The organism is Vibrio clamense, assembly GCF_050337905.1.
Lineage (GTDB): Bacteria > Pseudomonadota > Gammaproteobacteria > Enterobacterales > Vibrionaceae > Vibrio > Vibrio cortegadensis.
In genome coordinates, this window is record NZ_JAKJTJ010000030.1 from 1 (window position 1) to 23,121 (window position 23,121).

The following is a 23,121-nucleotide window of genomic DNA, read 5'->3' on the forward strand; positions in this document are numbered from 1 at the left end:
CTAGGCATATCCTGACGCGAGAGGCCCGAAGGTCCCCCTCTTTGGCCCGAAGGCATTATGCGGTATTAGCCATCGTTTCCAATGGTTATCCCCCACATCAGGGCAATTTCCTAGGCATTACTCACCCGTCCGCCGCTCGACGCCGAAGTAGCAAGCTACTTCTCGTTTCCGCTCGACTTGCATGTGTTAGGCCTGCCGCCAGCGTTCAATCTGAGCCATGATCAAACTCTTCAATTAAAGTTTTTTGCATCCTAAGATGCGGCTCAATGAATACTGACTTCAAAACTAATATTCATTCGTCTATTCAAAATAAACAAAGAACATGTAATTCTAAAGCTATTACCATTCCAACAGAATGGTAATGAATTGACTGTGCCAAGTTCTAAGAACTTGTATTGGTCACTCAGTTCATTGATATCTTTTGTTTCGACTTAATTTACTTTCGCTTTAAAAAGCGAAACCAAACAGTACGAAACTAGTGATTATCATCAACGAGTGCCCACACAGATTGATAGGTCTAAATTGTTAAAGAGCTTCTCTTCTTAAGTTGCTAAGCTTCCCTTGAAGAGGCGGCTATTCTAGCGGGATAAACGAGAGTGTCAAACACTTTCTCAAATTTATCTTTTTAAGCTAGAAGCCTAACTGACATTGCGCTTGAACCCTTGTGGGCTCTGCCGTGTCAGTGAGGACGCATTATAGGGATCGGAATCACATTAGCAAGCGTAAATAAGCATTTTTCTTGTAAAAAAGGTCTGATTGGACAAAAAAAAACCGACCTAGATATCCCCCACAACCCGGACACATCTTGAGCACAACTTACACACAAAAAGCTGTGGATAACTAATCATCACTATCAAAAAAGTAGGAAATACGTGAGCGAGGGTTCAAATACTCACGGACTTTATCTGGCAGCTTATTTGGTGAAATAGCATTTACTATTTTCAGGTCTTTCCCTGCGAGCTCAATAATAGGAGCTTGAGTTCTTGGCACATTTGCATCATACATTAGAACATTAGGATAAAGGATGTTCTTTGAATTCACAGATATCACCAACCCAATCATGTCATTAGAAAGCTGAACCACAGTTCCTGGCGGAAAAACGCCCATGAACTTGATTAAAATGTTCAGATTTTCATTACTATAAAGGTGCTTACAGTTTTTATATAAATGAGATAAAGCTATATATGGGATTTTTTGCTCTGACGGTATATTAGGATGACAAAGATTATCAAATGCATTCGCGACAGCTACGATTTGCGCAAGCTCATCAATGCTATCCTCTTTTAATCCATTAGGATAACCAGAGCCATCATTCATTTCATGATGTTGATCGATGACCAATCTTGCACTTTCAGGGAAGTCATCTATATGGCTAGCTAAATCTAACCCATATTTGGTATGTAACTTTAAATAGTTCTTTTCAGGCTCAGTAAGCTGAGTTTGCTTTCTAAGAATTGCTGTTGGGATTTTAATTTTCCCCATGTCATGAAATAAAGCAGCAAAAGAAAGCTCTTTTATTTTTGCAGAATCATAACCTTTAGCTCTGCCAACCATCATAGAAATAACGGCAACGTTTAATGCATGAAAATAGATATCTTCAAATTCACTCTTTCCGTTCATCAAATGTAGAGTCACGCTATCATCAGAAAGCAACTTATCAACAATGTCTTCTATTAATAAGCTCGCTTCTCCCACTGCATCAGCTGGTCGATTACGAATTTTGACCATCACGGAACGCATTCTTGCCAAAGAGCGCTCGAACTCTTTTTCACAATTGATCACTCTTCGTCGGTAAGAGCTCAACTTTTCAATTCTTTTCTCTTTTTCCTTCCACATTTTTTGAGCTTCAAGATCGATCTCTTTATCAGAAGAGGATGAATTCTCAATCTTTTGATTTGGTGGAAGAGGCTTTGTATCGCTTTGGCTAGGATTTATATAGACATGCTGTATACCGAGGTGGCGTATAAGTTGGATTTGCTCTTGGTTTTTAACCTTAAAACTATTAAACAAAAACGGGTGTTCATTCCATTTAACTGGAAGGCGAATATGTAACCCCGGTTGAATACGATCCACTGTGATTTTTATACTTGCCACTATCTATACAACATCATTGAAAAATTCATTATCGACAATATTAGATGATCTAATTTTCAAAATCATCATTGTCTCACTTTTTAGCGGCATTCTTCCAAATAGGATCGAATCAATAAAAGTGATGTAAATAGTACTATGTATGGGAATTTATTCAGTGTGTTTAAGATGTGTGAAAAAGTTCGAAGATCCTAGATACAACAAAGCCCCGACTTTCGTCGAGGCTTTGTCATTTAAATATGGTACCGGTAGGCGGACTTGAACCGCCACGCCCGAAGGCAACGGATTTTGAATCCGTCGTGTATACCAATTTCACCATACCGGCATTATCTTGGGGCATTGCCCTTTCGATGTTTGGCATTATACGTAAGATGATTACCTGTGCAAGTGCAAAAGATTGAATTACAAATCGTTTGACGATATTTTCGCCATAAATGACGAAGCTGTGCGTAATCTCTCTTCCCTCTGAGCCTTCAAGACTATATTCTGACGCCAATATTTCAAAATAAGAAACGAGCAATGAGTACACAACATAATTTACCACCAGCCAGTTTAATGCGTCGATTAGGCGCTCTTCTTTATGATGCTTTAATTGTTATTGCTATCGAGATGATGGCTGCGGGCATCGTAATTGCAATCCTTGAAGCATTAGTTGCTGCTGGTCTATTGCATTACGGTACTTACACCGATGCAAGTGACCTACTCTCCACGCATCCTGTATGGAGCTATGTTTATACTATTTACCTAGTCAGTGTTTGGGTCTACTTTTTTGTGTTCTTTTGGACTCGTGCAGGTCAAACATTGGGGATGAGAGCATGGAAATTACGTTTACAAAATTCGGATAATAGCCCGATAACGACCACTCAAGCTTTAATAAGATTAGGAACTTCCGGCTTCGGTTTAGCAAATCTGGCGGTTCCATTTGATCCCCAGAAGCGAGGTTTCCAAGATATCTGGGCAAAAACTGAAGTTGTCGTGCTACCGAAAGCAAACTAAAGTTCAAAAAAATGGAAGACACGATGTCTTCCATTTTTATATCTATAGCTTTCTTCTGAGCAGTATTATCGAGATGGTCAAAAATACGATACTTGGAGCTATCGCACCAAACATTGGGGGGATGTTATAAACCAGACTTAACGGTCCGAAAAATTCACTTGATATATAGAAAGTAAAACCGGCGATAACACCCGATAGAATTCTGGCCCCCATGGTCACACTACGTAATGGACCAAAAATAAATGACAGAGCCATAAGCATCATAACCGCGATTGAAAATGGTTGCGTTATTTTCCGCCATAGCGCTAATTCATAACGAGATGAATCTTGCTCTGATTCTTTAAGGTAATTAACGTAATCATAAAGGCCACTCAACGACAACTCACCCGGTTTAACTGTCACCACAGCAAGCTTGTCTGGTGCTAATGATGTTTTCCAGCGATATTCAGGTAATTGTTGTTTGGAAATTTCGACTTCATTCATCATATTGGTAATCTGAACGTCTTTCATCAACCACGTATTATCTTTTAAATAGCTTACCGTTTCCGCTGAAATGATGGACTCTAACTGCTTGTCAGCATTAAATCGCCACATGTTTAAAGCCCATAACTTGTCATCATCGACTTTGCCTATAAAGATAAAATCATTGGCATCACGAGCCCAAACACCACTTCTAATAGAGACAATGCTTCCTCCAGAAACAGCAAAAGCACGCATTTCCCTAGCAATTTTTTGTGCTTGTGGTGCGCCCCACTGACCTAGTAGCATTACCGCCAACATCAAAGGAATCGCCGTTTTCAAAACAGAAGATCCAATGTTCAATTTTGAAAACCCAGCAGCTTGCATCACCACGAGTTCAGAGCTCGAAGCCATCATTCCAAGCCCAATTAAGGCCCCAAGCAGAGCCGCCATTGGGAAAAACATTTCAATGTCGCGTGGAATACTCAATATAACGAAGAACAACGCATCCAGTAGATCATAACTTCCTCTGCCGACTTTTCGCAGTTGATCTACATATTTGATAATTCCAGACAAACCAACGAAGGTCACTAACACCAAAGAAGTGGTTGCAATGATTGTTCTGCCTATATACAAATCAAGAATTTTAAACACAGTCTAGGCAAGCCTCTTCTTTCTTAAGATATCTTTAAATCGACGAACGGGAATGCTATCCATCAAATTGGCTCCCACAGCAACAATTAACAACCCGGCATTAATGGGCCACAATCCAATTGAAGCGGGAATACTTCCATCTTCTAAAGCAGATTTAGTCGCACTAATCGACAAGAAATACGCTAAATAGATCAAGATAGCAGGCCCCATTTTAGCAAATCGACCTTGACGAGGATTAACCGCAGAAAGTGGTACAACTAGCATGGTCAATAATGGTATACAAATAAATAAGGAAATACGCCATTGAAGCTCAGCTTTGGCACTCGGGTCTGGATGAGTAAGAAGCTCAAATGTTGGCAATGCTTCCCAATCTCGACCTTTGCGTTTCACTTCTCGCTGCCCTATTAGCCCATCATATTCTTCAAATTTCGTCACCATATAATCAAGCCTTGTCGGTACGCCTTCATATCGGACACCATCACTCATCGAGATGATCTGCCTTCCATCTGTCAGCTCTTTTACAACACCTGACGACGAAAACATAACGCTTGGTAAAATGGAATCTCTAGGCAATAACTGAGCAACAAAGACATTCGATAATGTACTATTTTTTATATCGTCAATAAACACGACCGACGAACCATCCGGAGTGCGCTGAAAATGTCCTTTCTTTAATAAATCGACACTGTTTTCCGCAGCGATTTGTTCCATTAACTGCGCTTCTTTATCCTGACTCCAAGGTGAAAGCCATAGCGAGTTAAATGCAGCGATACTGCCTGTAATCAATGCCAAATACAGTGCAGCTTGAATTAAAAACTTATTACCAATTCCTGTCGCGTTCATGACCACAATTTCACTTTCGGCGTACAAACGACCAAATGTCAGCAAGATCCCAATAAACAGACTAAGTGGGAGCATCAACAGCCCCATTGCTGGCATATTCAAACCAACAACCGAAAGAATAAGGCTCGCAGGAATATCGCCATCGGTAGCGTCGGCCAAAACGCTAATAAATTTTTGGCTTAGAAACACTAAAAACAGGACGAAAAAAATCGCAAACTGGCTCTTAAGTGTCTCGCGGATCAAATATCTAACAATAATCACGCTCAAATTACCTATACAAAACTTGTTTTTTTAATTGAATCACTATAATTTCCCGTTGAACCTTTTATTTTTTTAATTTTAGCTAAGTGTTAATTGGTTTATTTAGGGCCCTTTCGAATACAGGATCCAGCAAGTAAACTATCATTATCTAACATTTAGTTCGATTTGTCTTCAGGATGTAGGAGTACGCATGGAGTTCAGTGTAAAAAGTGGCAGCCCAGAGAAACAGCGCAGCGCATGTATCGTTGTTGGTGTGTTTGAACCACGTCGCCTTTCTCCAGTCGCTGAGCAGCTAGATAAAATCAGCGATGGCTATATTAGTTCACTACTTCGCCGTGGTGATCTCGAAGGAAAACCAGGTCAAATGCTGTTGTTGCATCAAGTACCAGGAGTTCTGTCTGAACGTGTACTTCTTGTCGGTTGCGGTAAAGAACGCGAGCTTGGTGAACGTCAATACAAAGAAATAATTCAAAAGACGATCAGCACGCTTAATGAGACAGGTTCTATGGAAGCTGTTTGTTTCCTTACAGAGTTGCACGTTAAAGGCCGTGATACCTACTGGAAAGTACGTCAAGCGGTTGAAGCAACTAAAGATGGTCTTTACACCTTCGATCAATTCAAAAGCAATAAGCCAGAAACTCGTCGCCCACTTCGCAAGTTAGTATTCAATGTACCGACTCGTCGTGAGTTAAATCTTGGTGAAAGAGCGATCACTCATGGCCTTGCTATTTCTTCAGGCGTAAAAGCGTCGAAAGATCTTGGCAACATGCCACCAAATATTGCGAATCCTGCTTACCTCGCTTCTCAAGCAAGACGCCTTGCAGATGATTTTGAAACGGTAACGACAAAAATCATCGGTGAAGAAGAGATGGAAAAACTGGGTATGACCTCATACCTAGCAGTTGGTCGAGGTTCTCGTAATGAATCTCTGATGTCAGTGATGGAATATAAAGGCGCAGCCGATCCAGATGCCAAACCAATTGTACTGATCGGAAAAGGCTTAACATTTGATTCAGGTGGTATTTCACTTAAACCAGGTGAAGCTATGGATGAAATGAAATACGACATGTGTGGCGCAGCGTCGGTATTCGGCACCATGAAAGCTCTCGCTAAATTGAACCTGCCAATCAACGTAGTTGGCGTTCTAGCGGGCTGTGAAAATATGCCAGGTAGCAATGCTTACCGTCCTGGTGACATCCTTACCACTATGTCAGGCCAAACCGTTGAAGTATTGAATACCGATGCTGAAGGACGTTTGGTTCTTTGTGATGCACTGACTTACGTTGAACGTTTCGAACCAGATTGTGTTGTCGATGTCGCGACACTAACAGGCGCATGTGTGATGGCGCTTGGTCACCATATTAGTGCTGTGCTTTCTAATCACAATCCACTGTCTCATGAGCTAGTGAATGCATCAGAGCAAGCAAGCGACCGAGCATGGCGTCTACCGATGACCGATGAGTACCATGAGCAACTATCAAGCCCATTTGCAGACATGGCAAACATTGGTGGTCGTCCTGGTGGCACCATTACTGCGGGTTGTTTCTTATCGAAATTTGCTAAGAAATACAACTGGGCACACATTGATAGCGCAGGTACTGCGTGGAAGTCAGGTGCTGCGAAAGGCTCAACGGGCCGTCCGGTCTCAATGCTTGTCCAATTCTTATTGAACCGAAGTGGCCAAGAAACTGAAGAGCAATCTTCAAAATAGTAAAAGGGCCTCAGGGCCCTTTTTTGTTGCTCGCATTATTGTGAGTTCAATCAGCTATACACTTATATAGATAAACGAGATAAAGAAAAAGTGAGTAAACACTATGCAAACAGCAACATTTTACATCGTAAGTGCTGATGGCCCCCAAGCTAATCAGGATGGTTTTGCACAATATTTGCTTTTTCTTACTCGTCATTTTGTTCAGCAAAATGCAAAAGTCTATTTGCACTGCAATGACAAAGAACATGCCGAACAAATAGCTGAACATTTTTGGCAAGTGCTACCCGAAAACTTCATGGCGCATAACCTAGTGGGTGAAGGCCCTAAATATGCAACCAATATTGAAATCGGTTATACCGGTGTAAAACACACTTGGAACCGTCAATTGGTAATAAATTTGGCTGATAATCAGACAACCTTTGCTCGAACCTTTGCTCAAGTGATAGACTTCGTTCCCTGTGATGAAAAAGCTAAGCAACTCGCTCGTGAAAGGTATAAAGTTTACCGTCAGGCAGGGTATCAATTGCAAACCATCGACATCGAATATCCATAGTCAAACATCATACCTAAATCGCTCTCAGTTATTTTTGAGGAGCTAAAGCGCTAAGAAGCATAAGCTCTGAGATTCAGTACATTCTGAGAAGCGTTAGTTATGAAGTTTGACCTGTTTTAAATAATCAAAGTATCCGTTAAGAGCACTATGGAAAAGACATATAACCCAACATCAATCGAACAAGCTCTGTATAAGACTTGGGAAGAGAAAGGCTACTTTAAGCCACACGGTGACACATCAAAAGAAGCTTACAGCATCATGATCCCGCCACCGAACGTCACTGGTAGCCTACATATGGGTCACGCGTTCCAAGATACGATCATGGATACTCTAATCCGTGCAGAGCGTATGAAAGGTAAAAATACGCTTTGGCAAGTGGGTACTGACCACGCAGGTATCGCAACTCAAATGGTTGTAGAGCGTAAGATCGCAGCTGAAGAAGGCAAAACAAAACACGACTACGGCCGTGAAGCTTTCATCGACAAGATCTGGGAATGGAAAGGCGAATCTGGTGGCACGATCACTAAGCAACTTCGTCGCCTAGGTGCATCTGTAGACTGGGACCGTGAACGTTTCACTATGGATGACGGCTTATCTGCTGCGACTCAAGAAGTCTTCGTTCGTCTATACGAAGAAGACCTAATCTACCGTGGTAAGCGTCTAGTAAACTGGGATCCTAAACTGCACACTGCGATTTCTGATCTTGAAGTTGAAAACAAAGACAAAAAAGGTTTCATGTGGCACTTCCGCTACCCTCTAGCGAACGGTGTTAAAACCGCGGATGGTAAAGACTACATCGTTGTCGCGACTACTCGTCCAGAAACCATGCTTGGTGACACTGGCGTAGCGGTAAACCCAGAAGATCCTCGCTACAAAGATCTTATCGGTAAAGAGATCCTACTTCCTGTTGTTAACCGTCTTATCCCTATCGTAGGCGATGAGCACGCTGACATGGAAAAGGGTACAGGTTGTGTGAAAATCACCCCTGCTCACGATTTTAACGATTACGAAGTTGGTAAGCGCAACAACCTACCAATGATCAACATCCTAACGTTCAACGCTGATATCCGTGATGCTGCTGAAGTATTCACAACCAACGGCGAAGAAAGCGATGTTTACTCAACAGACATCCCTGCTAAATACCAAGGCATGGAGCGCTTTGCTGCTCGTAAAGCTATCGTTGCTGAATTCGAAGAACTTGGTCTTCTTGAAGAGATCAAAGATCACGACCTAACCGTACCTTACGGCGACCGTGGTGGTGTAGTTATCGAACCAATGCTGACTGACCAATGGTACGTGCGTACAGCGCCGCTTGCAGAACCTGCAGTTAAAGCCGTTGAAGATGGTCAAATCCAATTCGTTCCTAAGCAATACGAAAACATGTACTTTGCGTGGATGCGTGACGTGCAAGACTGGTGTATCTCTCGTCAACTTTGGTGGGGTCACCGCATCCCAGCATGGTACGACAATGAAGGTAAAGTTTACGTAGGTCGCACTGAAGAAGAAGTTCGTGAAAAGAACAATCTAGCGCCTGTTGTTGTGCTTAAGCAAGACGACGACGTTCTCGATACTTGGTTCTCTTCTGCTCTTTGGACGTTCGGCACACAAGGCTGGCCTGAAAACACAGATGCACTGAAAACATTCCACCCATCAGAAGTACTAGTATCTGGTTTCGATATTATCTTCTTCTGGGTTGCTCGTATGATCATGATGACCATGCACTTCGTGAAAGACGAAGATGGCAAAGCACAAGTACCTTTCAAAACAGTTTACATGACCGGTCTTATCCGTGATGAAAACGGCGACAAGATGTCTAAGTCGAAGGGTAACGTACTTGACCCTATCGATATGATCGATGGCATCGACCTTGAATCGCTAGTTGAGAAGCGTTGTGGCAACATGATGCAACCTAAACTGGCTGCTAAGATCGAAAAAGCGACACGTAAAACCTTCGAAAACGGTATCGAACCGTACGGTACAGATGCGCTACGTTTCACTCTTGCGGCTATGGCTTCAACGGGCCGTGACATCAACTGGGACATGAAGCGTCTTGAAGGTTACCGTAACTTCTGTAACAAGCTATGGAACGCAAGCCGTTACGTACTGATGAATACAGAAGAGCACGATTGTGGCATGTCACTGTCTGTTGAAGACCGTGCAAACATGGAGTTCTCTCTAGCAGACAAATGGATTGAATCTCAGTTTGAAGTTGCAGCGAAAGAGTTTAACGCGCACCTAGAAAACTACCGTCTAGATATGGCAGCGAATACGCTTTACGAATTCATCTGGAACCAATTCTGTGACTGGTACTTAGAGCTAACGAAACCTGTTCTTTGGAAAGGCACTGAAGCTCAACAACAAGCGACTCGTTACACGCTTATCACGGTTCTTGAGAAGACTCTGCGTCTTGCACACCCTGTTCTACCTTACATCACTGAATCTATCTGGCAGAGCGTTAAGCCACTAGTAGATGGCGTTGAAGGTGAGACAATCATGACTCAAGCGCTTCCTCAGTTTAACGAAGATAACTTCAATGCTGAGATCGTAGAAGACATCGAATGGGTTAAGACTTTCATCACTGCTATCCGTAACTTACGTGCGGAATACGACATTGCACCTAGCAAAGGCTTGGAAGTAATGATCAAAGTAGCAGACGAGAAAGATGCTGCTCGTATCGAAGCAAACATGATCGTTCTGAACTCTCTTGCTAAGCTAGATGATATTAAAGTACTAGCAGACGGCGAAGCTACTCCGGCTTGTGCGACTAAACTGGTTGGCAAATCTGAGTTGATGATCCCAATGGCGGGTCTTATCAACAAAGATGCAGAGCTTGCTCGTCTGGATAAAGAAGTAGCGAAAACTCAAGGCGAAATCAAACGTATCGAAGGTAAACTAGGTAACGAAGGTTTCGTTGCTAAAGCACCAGAAGTCGTTATCGCTAAAGAGCGTGAAAAGCTAGAAGGTTACAAAGAGACTTTAGTGAAGTTAGAAGCACAAAAGCAAACTATTGCTGCGCTATAATTCACTATCTGATTAATCAATGAAGTATAAAGGGCAGATTTTTCTGCCCTTTTTATTTATCACAATAATTCAGCCCTACTCTTTTCTGAGCAGATTTCGCACCAAATCATTAATGTGCCCTTTTTAATGACTCAATTCGTTCATTCAACTCAGGATGGGAACTTAACCACGTAGGTAGCTCCATGTGTCCTTCTTTCCCTAGCAACTCAAACATATCTACCATCGCTTGATTTGAGCCGTACAGCCCAACCATTGCATCAGAGGCAAAAGCATCAGCTTCACGCTCCGCTTCTTGAGACAGCCCATTATTCGCGACAAACACTCCTAACCCCGTAAAATTATCGATCACACCTGAGCTTTCACCCGTCAATAGCGCCACCGCAGATGAGATCAAGCTAGAACGTACTAATGCTTTCATCACATGCTGATGCTTAATATGACCTAATTCATGCAATAGAATACTGTCTAGCTGCTTCTCCGTTTTCGTTAACCGCACTAAGTCATCCAAAACAACAATGGTTCCCCCACTGAGAGCAAAAGCATTTGCACCAAGATCTGAAGAACGAAAAACTAATTGTACTTCGTCATGAATATCCATCTGCTCAAGGTGAGAATGAAAACGTTGGCGAATATGAACCTGTTGCTGTTGTGAAAGAGTAGAGTGTTCAAACAATTGCTCATCCAAAGATTCCAGTACCTGTCTCTCAATCAATTGAGGAACTGAATCAGGCAAGTTAGCCACAATCTGATGGGTAAGCCAAGGGATGCCATGAGTAAAGATTGAGACAGTGAGGAGCACTAAAGCTAAACTACTCAGTAAAATAGCGGTGATGTTTTTCTCAAGCTTACCAATGAGGTTATTTCGTCCCTTACTTTGCAAATAATGATTCAACTCCTCATTACTACTCGCGATAAATTGCGAGCCATCAGGGAATCGAATCTTCGTCGGGGACGCTCCAACTCCATGCACAATATCTACACGGTTTAAATATGCGGAGATGCTCCTTTCCGGAAAGTTGAGAGTAACTTTATCGGGTTGAGAAACATCTAATGTCGCCTCGCAGCGTTCGGAGCTACGAGGCGGGTGTGCAACGCCTGATATCATTTAACCAATACCAAGGTCGATATTAAAGGCTTGGGAGATCTCATCTGAAATAGCGGAACTCACATCTGAAGCTTGATCATTGACCAGTAATAGGTCCAAATTCCCTTGAACATAAGTGTTCTCTGATAAGTAACTCATCGTTCGAACCATAACCCACGGCCTAGCTAAGCCAAGAGTAAATACTTGGAGTAAGAAGTTCGTTACCACCAATGAGATATAACTTGTAACGGTTAACGTCGACGAAAAGCTTAGTGCTGAATCCGCTTCACCTTCTTTACTATCAAGCACTAACTCTGAAAACGTATAATTTCTTATTGTCACTCGAATATAGGCAGCAATCGCCATGCTCATCACAATGAAACCAAAGTAGAAAATCACAGTCATTGAAACCAAGCTTCCACGATTAGCCACTTCGACAAACAAGTTGGGGTCATTAATAAGGTTAAAGCCGACAACACTAAAGAATGCCAAAGCGGCAACAACCGATATTAAAGTCCAAGCAATCATACCCTTTAAATACACTTTAAAATAAAAACTGTTTTGGTAGTCTGCTTTAAACTGACGATCACCATAGCAGTAACCATTCGAGAAATAATTAGCAATACCGACCAATGACCAAGATTGAAGATAAACATAAGCAGGTATCAATAATAGAATCGCAATACCACCAGCAATCATACTCGCTTTCATAGCAAATACGGTTACAGCAATCGCTGCGATGAAGCCAACCATAACAATGAGGCCGCGTCCAAGTATTGCCCAGTAAGCTCCTGAAGTCGTGCCTTGAAAGGAAAAATGAACATTGCGAAAGCTTGTCATTGCAGCATCGAAGCGAGCATTACTACGAGCTAATAATGGCAGAAGTGCAAAAAAACCAACCAATAGTACCAATGAAATTTGAGGCGCTAATTGATTGCTGACACCCCAAGCCACAACGCAGATCATTGCGATAATACGACCTTTCAATATTTGTATCGGTTTGCCGTGGTATTCAAAACTATCTCCACCAATCGCTGTATGTCCATAAAAGTATCGTTTATTACGAACCTTCGCCCATGCAGAATAAATACCCAGCGTAATGATTGATAATAAGATATTAACAATCCAAATCCCGAAATACTCTTTACCCTGACCACTAAAAGCAACCTGGGTTTCTAACTCATTCTTGTCCATTTTCTATAATTCCATCTGACAGTAGTAAAATTCATATACGTCTTTGCGCACATCTACCAAAGAAAATACAGAAACAGATAGTTTAAATCAATTTATAAATGACGACATATACGCACTTTTTATATATTTAAGTTATTGATTTATTAATCATTAATGATAAAAAGTGATACTCATTGACATGGTTGCGTACCGCAACTAAATTAAATTACAGTGCGCAACTACTTTAAGGTGATAATTATGAACCCAGCATCATTAAGAGATCTATCTCGCCAACTCGTCAGGCAATTAGGTATGCTAGAAACCCAGTGCGGAGAGGTATCGCTTACCCCCGTTCAAGCTCATGCTCTCATTGAATTAGAAAGATCACCTTGCAGCGTGAACCAAATGGCGAAGCTTTTAAATGTCGATAAATCCAATGCGAGTCGAACTCTTAACCGACTAAGCAAGTTAGGCTTCATCAAAAGTATCACCAACCCAAAAGATAAGCGTAGCCAAGTGACCACCCTAACTGAACAGGGGTTACATACATTGCAGCAATTACACCAGCAACAAGATCACCATTACCAGCAAGTGATTGACCAACTTCCAATCGAGCAATTAACTCAACTTGAAAGCGCCTTAACCATCTATAACCAAGCACTGCTTAATACAGAACGACAAAAAGGTTTAAAGGTGCGTCCTTTAATTCACACAGACAACTCGGCAATAGCTTCCGTTATCCGTAACGTTTCCGCTGAGTTCGGTTTAACTGAAGAGCAAGGCTATGCCGTTGGCGATCCGACTTTAGATTGCATGAGTGAAGTATACTGCGCGAGCAATGCACAATATTGGATAGTAGAAGCTGGAGAGACCGTCGTTGGTGGCGGCGGTGTTGCTCCTTTAATTGGAGAGGAAGGGGTTTGCGAACTACAAAAGATGTATTTCTTACCTCAAATCCGAGGCAAAGGTTTAGCGAAAACGCTTGTCACCAAAGCGCTAAACTTCGCTCAGAAACAAGGTTACAAGCACTGTTACCTAGAGACCACCGCAGAATTAAGTGCCGCAGTGGCACTTTATGAATCATTAGGTTTTGAGCATATTAAGCAAGCGATGGGGAATACTGGTCATGAGGTTTGTGAAATTCGAATGCTGAAAGTGTTATGAGCTAAGCAGATCCTTTGCTTTGACAAACGCTTCTATCAACCCCAAAAAACAAAGTCATTAGTACTAGAAGATGGAATCATCAGCACCTGAAAAAAGAGCCATCACGCAGATAACACAGGAAAATGAGTCACGCATAAATCTTGGCTCAATCCCACCTGAAGCTTCAACTCTTGCCCATCTAGTTTGATTTCAAGTTGATACATATCGTCAGAATTAGGGTTATTTAAATCGATGTATTTAGGGGCTTCAATCTGGAATAGAGCGCCCGCATGGTCGGCTCTGACATCAAGTGGAACATGGTAAGTCATACCATTAAATTTGATCGAAGCAGAAATGAGGCCCGAGGCGAATGTTTGATAGTAGACATCCACTTTAAATTCACAGCCGCCACCGTAATGCCAAATCTGCTCAGTGGTAATATGATCTAGGCGAACGTGTTTAATAAATTGTAAGTACGGCGCTTTCCAGATCCCGATACGACGATCAGAAGGCGTCACTTTCTGTTCACCTAAAGTGCATATATCCAATTTATCTTCTTCAAACAATAAATCTTCTTCTTGCTCTAAAAAGAGAACTTCAAAGCGATTTCTCCCTAACTGTAAGTAAGGTCGAATGTCTTTCTTATATACGTTTTGAGTGGCATCGCAATCAAACAGCGCCACGCCATTCAACCTAACCTCCGCAAAATAATCGACACCAGCCATTACAAGCTCAACCGCAGGAAACGAGAGCATAGTTTCGTCTACATCAATATCATGCATTAAGTGCCACTCTTGATCCGCGATCATCTCTTCTGTTAAATCACTAGGCAGTACCGCACTTAATGCGGATGGGAAAGTAATATCATTTTGAGGTACAGAGAGATCGGTCAATGGTGAGATTTGCCACCAGCCAGCCAGAGGTAATTGCATAATATAAATTGAGCTAGATCAAGTTTGTCTGCATTATAGAGAATGGGTAGATAGAATGACATCTCTTTTTGAGGAATAAAAAATGCCGACTCATAAGCCGGCATTTTAGTAAACAAAAGGATAATTAACGATTACTCTTCGTCATCTTCTTCGTCTTCATGGATAGCGTCCTCACCTTCATAGTAAGTACCCCAGCCATCATAAATAATGTCGAACTTCTCAGCTAAGTTAACCAACTTAACCACTTGCTCATCAATCACATCTGCTTTTAATACAGATTGCATCGTCGCATCACAACAAAGAAGCTTGTTGCCATCTTCATCTTCTGTCTCTTCTGCTTCAAGAACTTCGAAACCCATCTTGAATGCTTCAACAACTGCTTTTTCAAGTACTTCAAAGTTTTCAGCAAAAAGGTGATGCTCGATGTCATACAGCGCATCCGGATCACTACCGTCTTCAATTAAGGCTTCAATGATGTCGCGTGTATCTTCTTTTTGAATCTCAATTAAATCTTCAACTGATAGATATTCATCTTCGTGAGACATGTTTGTGCTCCAGAATGTGTGCTTATAAGGATCAAATATTATAGCGATGAAATATGTCATGGATCGAGCTTAAAAGCCACTATCAAACTCTCCTAGAACCGATCTTTTCTGGATCAGATTTAAATATTTAATGGCGAGTAAAAAAACGAACAAGGTACATACAGGAAATTAACATTTTTTATGCATAACGAAATTCAGAACAATATTTTTATGGCTTAAAATGAGAAGTGCTCAGTAAACCGCCTGTTTATTGTCCTTGATTGCATATAGTCAAAACCAGAAGAGTGCATAATAACGTAATACAATGATAAAAATGGCATCCGTAATGAATATAAATTCACAATCAAGCTACTGAGACCGCCACTTTTCTATATCTCTCATTGCATATTCACTCACAACATATTGTTAAGATCGAATGTTAGCTTTCAGTATCAAAATTCACCAACCCCCTATATATCAGAGCTAAGCATTACAATAAGCCCACTTCATCAGAATGTTTCACTTATGTTCAATTTGCATATTGCCGATAACCTTGCCATAACTACATACTGGACTAATAGTAAGGATACAAAATGAGTAAGTTGTACGTTGGCTCTGAAGTCGGTCAGTTAAGACGAGTATTACTAAATCGCCCGGAACGCGCCCTCACCCACTTAACCCCATCCAACTGTCATGAACTTCTTTTCGATGACGTATTAGCAGTTGAAGCTGCCGGGAAAGAGCATGATGTTTTCGCCAATACACTTCGAAATCAAGGAGTCGACGTTCTCCTATTGCATGATCTTTTAGTCGAAACTCTCGATGTATCTGAAGCAAGAGAGTGGCTTCTGAAGACCCAAATCTCTAATTTCCGTTATGGGCCAACGTTTGCTCGTGAGCTGCGTATCTACCTCGCAAGTATGGACAATGAACACTTAGCGACGATACTTCTTGGTGGACTAGCCTACTCTGAGTTGCCTATTCAATCCTCTTCAATGCTACCTAAAATGCATCGCCCACTCGACTTTGTGATTGAACCTTTGCCTAACCATCTCTTCACTCGCGATACATCTTGTTGGGTATATGGTGGCGTCTCCCTTAACCCTATGATGAAAGCAGCAAGACAACGTGAAACGAATCACTTGCGTGCTATCTATCGCTGGCACCCCACATTTGCAGGGCAGGACTTCATTAAGTATTTCGATGATGAACATTTGAACTACGATAATGCCAATATTGAAGGAGGCGATGTTCTGGTGATCGGTAATGGTGCCGTTCTGATCGGTATTTCAGAGCGAACCACTCCACAAGGCGTTGAAAATATGGCGCAGAACCTTTTCAAAACAGGCCAAGCGAGTGAAGTGATCGCTATTGATTTACCTAAACATCGCTCATGCATGCACTTAGATACCGTAATGACTCACATGGATATTGATACTTTTTCCGTTTACCCAGAAATCGTTCGTAAAGATCTGAATACGTGGCGTTTAACTCCTAAACAGAATGGAGAAATGAAAGCGGAAGAGTCGCATAGCTATATGAGCGCCATTGAGTCGGCTTTAGGGATTGATCAACTTAAGATCATCACGACTGGTGGGGACAGTTATGAAGCGGAGCGTGAGCAATGGAATGATGCCAATAATGTTCTCACAGTGAAACCAGGGGTCGTCATCGGTTATGAGCGTAATGTCTATACCAATGAAAAGTATGATAAAGCAGGAATCGAAGTGCTTACCATCCCTGGTAATGAATTAGGACGTGGTCGTGGTGGCGCTCGCTGTATGAGTTGCCCTATTGAGCGTGATGGCATTTAGTTTATCTACCTATGAAAACTAATCTCTAAACCTTAATCTCTAAAACCTCTATCGATACTTCTAAGGGCTGATTTTTTCAGCCCTTTTCTATTTTTGCGATAAATAATTATTCACAATTATGGCATTTATATGTATAAGTGTTTTCTACCCTATTCATTATCTTAAGGAATGAGACATGGCTTTCAATTTGCGCAACCGTAATTTCTTGAAACTGCTCGATTACACTCCTAAGGAGATCCAATTTCTACTGGATCTCTCGATGGATCTTAAAAAAGCGAAATATGCTGGCACTGAGCAGAAGCGTTTAAGCGGTAAAAATATCGCTCTGATTTTTGAGAAAGCTTCCACGCGAACTCGTTGTGCTTTTGAAGTTGCCGCATTTGATCAAGGCGCTCAAGTTTCTTACCTAGGTCCATCGGGTTCTCAGATCGGTCATAAAGAGTCAATGAAAGACACCGCTCGTGTATTGGGGCGCATGTATGATGGAATTGAGTACCGCGGGTTTGGGCAAGATATTGTTGAAGAGCTTGGTGAGTATGCTGGCGTTCCAGTTTGGAATGGCCTCACCAATGAGTTTCACCCGACTCAGATTCTAGCCGACTTCCTCACCATGCTTGAACATGGCCGCGGCAAGTTGCTCCATCAAACAACTTTTGCCTACCTTGGCGATGCTCGCAATAACATGGGCAACTCACTGTTGGTTGGCGCTGCAAAAATGGGGATGGACATCCGTTTAATCGCACCAAGATCATTTTGGCCTGACGAATCATTAGTTAAAGAGTGTCAGCAAATCGCCGAACTTACTGGAGCGACGATTACTCTGACAGAAGATGTAAAACAAGGCGTGGAAGGTTGTGACTTTCTCTATACCGATGTTTGGGTCTCAATGGGAGAATCAGAACAAGCATGGGATGAACGTGTTGCATTAATGACGCCCTATCAAATCAACATGGATGTCATTAAAGCGACTGGCAACCCTCAAGTGAAATTCATGCACTGTCTACCTGCATTTCATAATGATGAAACAACTGTCGGTAAAGAAGTCTCCGACAAGTACGCCATGAATGGTTTAGAAGTGACTGATGAAGTATTTGAATCAGACTACTCGATTGTTTTTGATCAGGCTGAAAACCGTATGCACACCATCAAGGCTGTCATGGTTGCAACCTTAGGGAACTAAGTCTCACGAATTTATAGTTTTCAAAAATTTAAAGCTCTCACGAATTGAAAGCTTTCTCGAATTTAAAGTTTTCACAAGCGTAATAGGTGGCGACTTTTGCGCTTTACCTCTTCGGGGTTTGAAGGCAAACTAACCACCTAGTTTCCCCTAACAATCGATGGAATATTATAATGACTAAAGTTCTTCATACAGAATCAGCTCCTGCAGCAATCGGTCCATACATTCAAGGTGTTGACCTAGGCAGTATGGTTCTGACTTCAGGCCAAATCCCTGTAGATCCAGCAACAGGCGAGGTTTCTGATGATATCGCAGTTCAAGCTCGTCAATCTTTAGACAATGTAAAAGCTGTCGTTGCAGCATCTGGCTTAACCGTATCAGACATCGTTAAGATGACGGTATTCGTAAAAGACTTAAATGATTTCAGTGCTGTAAATGAAGTTTACGGTAAGTTCTTTGACGAACACAACGTTGAACATTACCCAGCGCGCTCTTGCGTTGAAGTAGCTCGTTTGCCAAAAGATGTGGGTATCGAAATCGAAGCGATTGCCGTTCGTAAATAATTCCCTTCCGGGAGTTATACCAATCACAGTAAGTAGATAGTCATAAATAGCGCAGGAAAAATGCTTGAGAACAAGGCAGAAATTTTCGATAAATAGTTATTCTACAATCAAAATTTTTAACGCCGTTATCGAGTATTTTAACAGGCTAGGATGACCAGTTATTTACTACGATTGGTATTACAATACGATAGAAACAAGAAAGGGTTGAACTCACCAGTTCAACCCTTTTTTTCTGCTTAAGGTTATTCTTAATCTGTAACGGTTTGCTTTTTATTAAGCAGAGCAACTTCTTGATCTAAAGCCTCGAGTTTCTCTTTCATTTGCTCACGGCATGTATTCGCAAGCTCTCGAATATTACTCTTGTTATAACCTTCAACACTCACTGGAGGAAGCATTTCAACGATAACGTGACCGTTATTCCAACGGTTCAGTTTTACACCACCCGTGCTGCTGCATACAATCGGTACGATTGGCACTTCAGCGCCAACGGCAGCATGAAATGCACCGGTTTTAAATGGCAACAAACCACGTCCACGCGAACGAGTTCCTTCAGGGAACATCCAAATAGAAACGTCACTATTTTTAATGCTGTTAACTACTTGATCAATCGTACCTACCGCTTTGCTGCGGTTCGCACGGTCAATCAAAATGTTACCTGTTAACCAGTAAAGCTGACCAAATAGCGGCATCCAAACTAAGCTCTTTTTTCCTACCGTAACTACTTTTGGTGTCACCGCAGCAGAAACTGTAAACAGATCCCACGTATTTTGGTGGTTAGCGACGTAAACGTGCTGGCCACGAGTGTAGGCATCATCAGGAAGGCGCAGCTCCAATTTAATACCAAACACTTTAGACATATAGCCAAAGTAACGGCCAAATCTAAATACATGCTTTGGGTTGCGTGGGCTAAACAAGCAGTAACCACAACCAAACACAAACATGACGATAGCAAAAACAACAACCGCCAACAGGCGTAAAAGTGCAATCATTTTAGTTCTCCAAACAACGCCCATGTTCCATTCGTATAAAATGGAACAGGAAGAAATTAATTCAATAAAAAAGCCGAAACCCTAGGATTCCGGCTTTCTAAGCAAGCGATCAGTTAGCTTGACTCTCGAAAACGCTCAATATTGGCGCCAAGAGCCGAAAGCTTATCTTCGATCTTATCGTATCCACGATCAATATGATAAATACGATCAACAATCGTCTCACCATTGGCGATACAACCAGCAATCACTAAACTTGCAGAAGCTCGTAAATCGGTCGCCATCACTTGAGCACCACTGAGCGATTCAGTGTCACCACAAATAACCGTATTACCTTCGATTTCCGCTTTTGCTCCCATACGTTGCAGCTCAGGAACGTGCATAAAGCGATTTTCAAAGATCGTTTCCGTGATCATGCCATTGCCTTTCGCCATCATATTCAACAACGTAAATTGAGCTTGCATATCGGTAGGGAAACCAGGGTGAGGTGCAGTAACAATTTTGACAGACTTTAACTCACGATCGGTCATATCAAGGCTGATCCAGTCATCACCAGATTCAACGACCGCTCCCGCTTCTTCTAATTTTGCTAATACGGCTTCAAGTAAATGTGGGTGAGTATTTTTACATACTACCTTACCACCAGATACCGCAGCAGCAACAAGGAAGGTCCCTGTTTCAATACGGTCAGCAACAACTGAGTGCTTACCACCACCAAGGCGTTCAACCCCTTCAATGGTAATGGTATCAGTACCTGCACCAGACACTTTCGCGCCAATGGCATTTAAGAAATCAGCAGTATCTACAATTTCAGGTTCACGCGCTGCGTTGTCTAAAATTGTCGTACCTTCTGCTAAGGTCGCCGCGCACATAATAGTGATCGTTGCGCCAACACTGACTTTGTCCATGACAATGTGAGCGCCTTTTAAACGACCATCAACTTCAGCTTTAACGTAACCATCTTCAAGCGTAATCGTTGCACCTAATTGCTCTAAACCATGAATATGGAGATCCACAGGGCGAGCACCAATCGCACAACCACCAGGCAAAGAAACCTGACCTTGACCAAAACGAGCGACCAAAGGACCTAAAGCCCAAATAGAAGCACGCATCGTTTTCACTAAATCATATGGCGCACAATATTCATTGATTTGACTACCATCGACATGCACGCTGCCATTACGGCTCACTTTTGCACCTAAACGCTTAAGCAGTTCCATCGATGTATCGATATCACGAAGATGCGGCACGTTCGCCACTTCAACTGGCTCTTCCGCTAAGATAGATGCAAATAAAATAGGAAGTGCTGCGTTTTTAGCACCAGAGATAGTCACTTCACCTGTTAACGGTGAATCAGACCCAATAACTCGAAACTTTTCCATCAATAAACCTTACAGCGACATCAATTTCTTATCGCGATCCCACTCTTCTGGAGTAAACGCTTTGATTGAAAGTGCGTGAATGTCATTACGTTGAATATAATCCGTTAGCGGACCATAAATTAATTGCTGCTTCTTTACTCGGCTCATGCCATCGAAACAAGCATCAACTGCGATTACTTCAAAGTGACTGCCTTCGCCTTTCACTTTGATCTCTTGAAGGCCTAGTGCTTCTTCTAATAATTGTTGTACTTTTGTGCTGTCCACAAATCACCCCTGCCTAGTTTTGGATATGTTCAGCCATCAATGGCTGTATATTGCTCAATTGGAACAATGTGCGTAATTGTTCTGGCACGAAACCGAGCATTATATGACAATTTTGTTTTTTTGCATGCTCTATTAAGTGGATTAACATCACCATTCCAGACGAATCAATACGCTGAACTGACGATAAATCAACATTTACTTGAGTTTGAGCTATTTTCCAAGCTCGTAAATATTCCCATAACGCGGGGACTGTATCTCTATCTAAGTCACCACTTAGCGCAAATTTATCGTCGCTCAGTTGCTGCCATTGTGAGTGGGTCATTATTTAGCACTCTCAAAACGAATCGGTTGTTTCGCTAATCTTTCTAGCTCTTGAGCGACAGCGACAATCCCATCTTGACGAATTTTACCGTTCCACTCTGATTGCTTACTCGATAACAGGCTAATTCCTTCCGCGATCATATCAAATGCTTTCCACTCACCTGTTTTCTTATCTTTTCTTAGCTTGAATTCAAGTTTGATGTTCGGTCGAGGAGCATCGACAATATCAACTCTTACGCTTGCAATTCGTTGAGTCGGTTTGATTTTAGATTCGGGTGCAAACTCAATAACTTGATCCGTATATTGAGTCAGAACTTGCGCGTAAGACGCGACTAAATAACCACGAAACGCATCAATAAAGACTCTTACATCTTTCTTGTACCCTTTTGGATTCTCTTTTTTCGCCGCTTTTAAGTTAGGTCCAAGTAGTTTCAAAGCAGCATACTGCTCATTGACATACGGCATTAACTCTTCTTCTACAACCACTTTCAAATGTTCTGGGTCGTTTTGAATGATCGCCTGATCCGCTTTCAAACGAGAAAATGCTTGCTCAGCTACCTGCTTCATCATTGCGTATGGCTGAGTTTGATCAACCTCTTGGGCAAATATCGGTAATGAATACAAAAATGCGGAGGCAATTAATAAAATTCGTTTAAACATAGGCACCTACTATTTATCGTCAGAGTTACTTTCAGAATCAGAGCCGCCAACGCTATACAAAACTTGGCCGATTAAATCTTCTAAGACTAATGCTGATTTAGTGTCTTCAATAAAGTTACCTTCAACCAACATCTCTTCATCGTCAAAAACGAAGCCAGGAACAAGGCCAATATACTGCTCACCAATAAGACCTGACGTTAAAATTTGTGCACTAGAGGTATCCGGAAACGGGCCGTATTGGCTATCAATAGATAACGAAACTACGGGTAAGTAACTTTCCGTGTCTAAAGTAATGTCACTCACGCGCCCAATCACTACACCACCAACCTTCACTGGTGAACGAACTTTTAAGCTACCGATGTTATCAAATGCCGCTTTAAGGGTATAAGTATCACTTGAACCTAGACCTTTAACGTCAGCGACTTGAAAAATCATCACCAAGATTGCGCAAATTCCTGTAATGACAAAACTGCCAACCCATAATTCTAATTTTCGAGTTTGTTGCATGA

At 41.9% G+C, this 23,121-nt stretch carries 21 protein-coding genes, 1 tRNA gene and 1 rRNA gene; 8 read left to right on the top strand and 15 right to left on the bottom strand.

The genetic code is table 11. The annotated features are described in order from the left end of the window. From L4C39_RS16685 to L4C39_RS16695, 3 genes are all read right to left on the bottom strand, one after another. A 16S ribosomal RNA gene (locus tag L4C39_RS16685) occupies positions 1–237 on the bottom strand; the annotation flags it as partial. 603 nt (positions 238–840) lie between these two features. Further along, the gene (locus L4C39_RS16690; RefSeq protein WP_113795542.1) at positions 841–2,094 is read right to left on the bottom strand and encodes a cyclic di-GMP phosphodiesterase; all 1,254 of its coding nucleotides are present in this window, start codon (positions 2,092–2,094) and stop codon (positions 841–843) included. Between the two features lie 237 nt (positions 2,095–2,331). Further along, positions 2,332–2,416: transfer RNA gene (locus L4C39_RS16695), tRNA-Leu, on the bottom strand. 194 nt (positions 2,417–2,610) lie between these two features. Here L4C39_RS16695 and L4C39_RS16700 point away from each other — a divergent pair. Beyond that, positions 2,611–3,087, top strand: a complete 477-nt coding sequence (locus L4C39_RS16700) for an RDD family protein (RefSeq protein WP_113795540.1) — start codon at positions 2,611–2,613, stop codon at positions 3,085–3,087. A 42-nt stretch (positions 3,088–3,129) separates the two neighbouring features. Here the strand turns inward: L4C39_RS16700 and lptG are convergent, their stop codons facing one another. Next, positions 3,130–4,200 carry an LPS export ABC transporter permease LptG gene (lptG, locus tag L4C39_RS16705; RefSeq protein ID WP_429747029.1) on the bottom strand — a complete coding sequence of 357 codons (1,071 nt, stop codon included), beginning with the start codon at positions 4,198–4,200 and terminating at the stop codon, positions 3,130–3,132. Between the two features lie 3 nt (positions 4,201–4,203). Next, on the bottom strand, positions 4,204–5,304 hold the full coding sequence (gene lptF, locus L4C39_RS16710; protein WP_017051826.1) for an LPS export ABC transporter permease LptF: 1,101 nt from the start codon (positions 5,302–5,304) through the stop codon (positions 4,204–4,206). A 190-nt stretch (positions 5,305–5,494) separates the two neighbouring features. Here lptF and pepA point away from each other — a divergent pair, with 190 nt between their 5' ends. From pepA to L4C39_RS16725, 3 genes are all read left to right on the top strand, one after another. After that, positions 5,495–7,015 carry a leucyl aminopeptidase gene (gene pepA, locus L4C39_RS16715; RefSeq protein ID WP_017051827.1) on the top strand — a complete coding sequence of 507 codons (1,521 nt, stop codon included), beginning with the start codon at positions 5,495–5,497 and terminating at the stop codon, positions 7,013–7,015. 103 nt (positions 7,016–7,118) lie between these two features. Beyond that, on the top strand, positions 7,119–7,568 hold the full coding sequence (locus tag L4C39_RS16720; RefSeq protein WP_017051828.1) for a DNA polymerase III subunit chi: 450 nt from the start codon (positions 7,119–7,121) through the stop codon (positions 7,566–7,568). A gap of 147 nt (positions 7,569–7,715) precedes the next feature. Further along, positions 7,716–10,589 (top strand): valine--tRNA ligase, encoded by a 2,874-nt coding sequence (locus L4C39_RS16725; RefSeq protein ID WP_429747032.1) that lies wholly within the window; start codon positions 7,716–7,718, stop codon positions 10,587–10,589. Positions 10,590–10,698: 109 nt separating this feature from the next. Here L4C39_RS16725 and L4C39_RS16730 read toward each other — a convergent pair whose 3' ends face one another. Continuing rightward, on the bottom strand, positions 10,699–11,694 hold the full coding sequence (locus tag L4C39_RS16730) for a M48 family metallopeptidase (RefSeq protein ID WP_429747034.1): 996 nt from the start codon (positions 11,692–11,694) through the stop codon (positions 10,699–10,701). After that, positions 11,695–12,867, bottom strand: a complete 1,173-nt coding sequence (locus L4C39_RS16735) for a YjgN family protein (RefSeq protein ID WP_429747036.1) — start codon at positions 12,865–12,867, stop codon at positions 11,695–11,697. 237 nt (positions 12,868–13,104) lie between these two features. Between L4C39_RS16735 and L4C39_RS16740 the strand changes: the two genes are divergently transcribed. Beyond that, positions 13,105–14,010, top strand: coding sequence for a bifunctional helix-turn-helix transcriptional regulator/GNAT family N-acetyltransferase (locus tag L4C39_RS16740; RefSeq protein WP_429747038.1), 906 nt, complete (start codon positions 13,105–13,107; stop codon positions 14,008–14,010). A 101-nt stretch (positions 14,011–14,111) separates the two neighbouring features. On the opposite strand, the gene L4C39_RS16745 is transcribed toward L4C39_RS16740, so the two are convergent. Further along, positions 14,112–14,921 carry a glycosyl hydrolase 2 galactose-binding domain-containing protein gene (locus L4C39_RS16745; RefSeq protein ID WP_113795528.1) on the bottom strand — a complete coding sequence of 270 codons (810 nt, stop codon included), beginning with the start codon at positions 14,919–14,921 and terminating at the stop codon, positions 14,112–14,114. A gap of 131 nt (positions 14,922–15,052) precedes the next feature. Beyond that, positions 15,053–15,466, bottom strand: coding sequence for a ribonuclease E inhibitor RraB (gene rraB, locus L4C39_RS16750; RefSeq protein WP_171757143.1), 414 nt, complete (start codon positions 15,464–15,466; stop codon positions 15,053–15,055). 572 nt (positions 15,467–16,038) lie between these two features. On the opposite strand from rraB, the gene arcA reads away from it, so the two are divergent. From arcA to L4C39_RS16765, 3 genes are all read left to right on the top strand, one after another. Continuing rightward, positions 16,039–17,259 carry an arginine deiminase gene (arcA, locus tag L4C39_RS16755; protein ID WP_429747041.1) on the top strand — a complete coding sequence of 407 codons (1,221 nt, stop codon included), beginning with the start codon at positions 16,039–16,041 and terminating at the stop codon, positions 17,257–17,259. A gap of 175 nt (positions 17,260–17,434) precedes the next feature. Next, positions 17,435–18,439, top strand: a complete 1,005-nt coding sequence (gene argF / locus L4C39_RS16760; protein ID WP_136994921.1) for an ornithine carbamoyltransferase — start codon at positions 17,435–17,437, stop codon at positions 18,437–18,439. Positions 18,440–18,609: 170 nt separating this feature from the next. Beyond that, on the top strand, positions 18,610–18,999 hold the full coding sequence (locus tag L4C39_RS16765; protein ID WP_429747043.1) for a RidA family protein: 390 nt from the start codon (positions 18,610–18,612) through the stop codon (positions 18,997–18,999). Between the two features lie 248 nt (positions 19,000–19,247). Here the strand turns inward: L4C39_RS16765 and L4C39_RS16770 are convergent, their stop codons facing one another. The 6 genes from L4C39_RS16770 to mlaD form a co-directional block, all read right to left on the bottom strand. Beyond that, positions 19,248–19,988 carry a 1-acylglycerol-3-phosphate O-acyltransferase gene (locus L4C39_RS16770; protein WP_113795522.1) on the bottom strand — a complete coding sequence of 247 codons (741 nt, stop codon included), beginning with the start codon at positions 19,986–19,988 and terminating at the stop codon, positions 19,248–19,250. A 113-nt stretch (positions 19,989–20,101) separates the two neighbouring features. Continuing rightward, on the bottom strand, positions 20,102–21,367 hold the full coding sequence (gene murA / locus L4C39_RS16775) for a UDP-N-acetylglucosamine 1-carboxyvinyltransferase (RefSeq protein WP_429747045.1): 1,266 nt from the start codon (positions 21,365–21,367) through the stop codon (positions 20,102–20,104). Between the two features lie 9 nt (positions 21,368–21,376). Beyond that, a complete protein-coding gene (ibaG, locus tag L4C39_RS16780; RefSeq protein WP_017052146.1) occupies positions 21,377–21,631 on the bottom strand; it encodes a BolA family iron metabolism protein IbaG in 255 nt (84 codons plus the stop codon). A 13-nt stretch (positions 21,632–21,644) separates the two neighbouring features. Next, positions 21,645–21,953, bottom strand: a complete 309-nt coding sequence (locus L4C39_RS16785; protein ID WP_136994918.1) for an STAS domain-containing protein — start codon at positions 21,951–21,953, stop codon at positions 21,645–21,647. Next, positions 21,953–22,612, bottom strand: a complete 660-nt coding sequence (locus tag L4C39_RS16790; RefSeq protein ID WP_371712302.1) for an ABC transporter substrate-binding protein — start codon at positions 22,610–22,612, stop codon at positions 21,953–21,955. Before L4C39_RS16790 ends, L4C39_RS16785 begins: the two co-directional genes overlap by 1 nt. Before the next feature lie 9 nt (positions 22,613–22,621). Next, the gene (mlaD, locus tag L4C39_RS16795; RefSeq protein WP_113795518.1) at positions 22,622–23,119 is read right to left on the bottom strand and encodes an outer membrane lipid asymmetry maintenance protein MlaD; all 498 of its coding nucleotides are present in this window, start codon (positions 23,117–23,119) and stop codon (positions 22,622–22,624) included. Between the last annotated feature and the right edge of the window lie 2 nt (positions 23,120–23,121).

Bases quoted from the DNA above. Each gene is read 5' to 3' on its own strand.
- L4C39_RS16790 (WP_371712302.1), bottom strand. From the start codon at position 22,612: ATGTTTAAACGAATTTTATTAATTGCCTCCGCATTTTTGTATTCATTA.
- argF (WP_136994921.1), top strand. From the start codon at position 17,435: ATGGCTTTCAATTTGCGCAACCGTAATTTCTTGAAACTGCTCGATTAC.
- L4C39_RS16745 (WP_113795528.1), bottom strand. From the start codon at position 14,921: ATGCAATTACCTCTGGCTGGCTGGTGGCAAATCTCACCATTGACCGAT.
- pepA (WP_017051827.1), top strand. From the start codon at position 5,495: ATGGAGTTCAGTGTAAAAAGTGGCAGCCCAGAGAAACAGCGCAGCGCA.
- murA (WP_429747045.1), bottom strand. From the start codon at position 21,367: ATGGAAAAGTTTCGAGTTATTGGGTCTGATTCACCGTTAACAGGTGAA.
- arcA (WP_429747041.1), top strand. From the start codon at position 16,039: ATGAGTAAGTTGTACGTTGGCTCTGAAGTCGGTCAGTTAAGACGAGTA.
- L4C39_RS16725 (WP_429747032.1), top strand. From the start codon at position 7,716: ATGGAAAAGACATATAACCCAACATCAATCGAACAAGCTCTGTATAAG.
- L4C39_RS16700 (WP_113795540.1), top strand. From the start codon at position 2,611: ATGAGTACACAACATAATTTACCACCAGCCAGTTTAATGCGTCGATTA.
- L4C39_RS16735 (WP_429747036.1), bottom strand. From the start codon at position 12,867: ATGGACAAGAATGAGTTAGAAACCCAGGTTGCTTTTAGTGGTCAGGGT.
- L4C39_RS16740 (WP_429747038.1), top strand. From the start codon at position 13,105: ATGAACCCAGCATCATTAAGAGATCTATCTCGCCAACTCGTCAGGCAA.
- L4C39_RS16765 (WP_429747043.1), top strand. From the start codon at position 18,610: ATGACTAAAGTTCTTCATACAGAATCAGCTCCTGCAGCAATCGGTCCA.
- L4C39_RS16720 (WP_017051828.1), top strand. From the start codon at position 7,119: ATGCAAACAGCAACATTTTACATCGTAAGTGCTGATGGCCCCCAAGCT.
- L4C39_RS16770 (WP_113795522.1), bottom strand. From the start codon at position 19,988: ATGATTGCACTTTTACGCCTGTTGGCGGTTGTTGTTTTTGCTATCGTC.
- mlaD (WP_113795518.1), bottom strand. From the start codon at position 23,119: ATGCAACAAACTCGAAAATTAGAATTATGGGTTGGCAGTTTTGTCATT.
- rraB (WP_171757143.1), bottom strand. From the start codon at position 15,466: ATGTCTCACGAAGATGAATATCTATCAGTTGAAGATTTAATTGAGATT.
- L4C39_RS16785 (WP_136994918.1), bottom strand. From the start codon at position 21,953: ATGACCCACTCACAATGGCAGCAACTGAGCGACGATAAATTTGCGCTA.
- L4C39_RS16730 (WP_429747034.1), bottom strand. From the start codon at position 11,694: ATGATATCAGGCGTTGCACACCCGCCTCGTAGCTCCGAACGCTGCGAG.